The sequence below is a fragment of the Porphyromonas sp. C0026D3 genome (genome assembly GCF_056590775.1).
This window is the reverse complement of the sequence record NZ_JBWPWU010000019.1, coordinates 1-1,267: the sequence shown is the minus strand read 5'-3', so window position 1 is coordinate 1,267 and position 1,267 is coordinate 1. Positions and strand designations below refer to the sequence as shown.

Sequence of the window (1,267 nt, the reverse complement as noted above, 5' to 3'; positions counted from 1 at the left end):
CTTGTTAAATCGACCATTATATCCTCCAGTTGTAAAAATAATTCGGAAAGTTTTGATTAATTGAAAAAGATATTAGCACTACGCGTGGTGCTAGTTAAATCGTTCTAGACAATAAGCCAAATTATAAGCTAAAATTGCAATTTCCAACCGGCTTTGAAAGCCTATCAGACTACGTGCTCGATTGTTCTCGGCATTGTAATAGGTCAGAAGCGAAAAGTCGCTTTCAATTGTTCTGCGAATAGCCATCAATTGATGATCATTGTGCTTTTTAGCTCCTGTCATATTTTTACGATATGGTGTCCAAAGTTCATAACCCATTTGTTTTAGCTGTTGATGCAGTTCTTTGCCTAAATAGCCTTCGTCGCCAAGAAGATAGTAATTAGATGGATGGGCATTTTCCAGCAGTTCAACTGTCTCCCTGGCATCATGAACTGATGCTTTTGTTACGACATAATCAAGAATGTAACCGTCATCGCTAACAATGGCATGAACTTTGAAACCATAGAAGTAAATTTTCTTGGTGGCCTTATAACCAATGTTGGCATAACCGCGAAAAATTTTAGCACGATAGTTGCGAATTGGTTGGCAAACAGGTACCGGAAAGCTGTCAATGATCAAGAAATGTCCATTCAGGTCAACCTTTTTATTCATTTCTTGCCGTATCTGATAAATCAATTGCAATAGCTGACGTGAACGCCGATTAAAACGTGAGTGTGATAAACAATTGAAACATTCACAGAATCTTCTTTGTGATTCAATTCCTGTCTTAGCTTGCCAGATAAGTAAAGCCAAAATCAGACTGTCCGTAGTTTTAATTTGATCAATATTTCGCCGATGAGTAAACTCAGCCGGTGCATACAAACGATACCAGTGCCGACAAATTATCACTAAATCTTTAAAACTAACTTGTAAATGGTGGCTAAAACGCTTAAGCTTAAGGCAGTTCAATCAGATCAGGCTCTTTTCTATTATTATACAAGTTGAGTCTAACAAGATTGGACTTTTTATTAACTAAAACGATTTAACTAGCACCACGCGTTATTCATTACTTTTTTTTAACCCTTTTTCAACTAATTCAGGATCAGTTTTACCTGGATTTAATTCAACTAACTTGCCACTTGCAATATAGATAACCCATTCAGCAAGATTTACAATGTGGTCTCCTGCACGTTCAAGAGTGCGAATTACACTTACATATTGCTCATATGAAGGGATTGATTCACCATTAGCCATCATCTTTTCTAAAAGTCGCTTTTGTTCACGAACG

General features: G+C 36.9%; 2 protein-coding genes. Both read right to left on the bottom strand.

Annotated features, from left to right (window positions below; translation table 11 throughout):
• Positions 1-90: 90 nt before the first annotated feature.
• The gene (locus AC1EK1_RS08315; protein ID WP_034535696.1) at positions 91-948 is read right to left on the bottom strand and encodes an IS982 family transposase; all 858 of its coding nucleotides are present in this window, start codon (positions 946-948) and stop codon (positions 91-93) included.
• A gap of 90 nt (positions 949-1,038) precedes the next feature.
• Positions 1,039-1,267, bottom strand: a 229-nt coding sequence (locus AC1EK1_RS08310) for a PhoU domain-containing protein (protein WP_480309176.1), incomplete at its 5' end; no start/stop codon positions are given.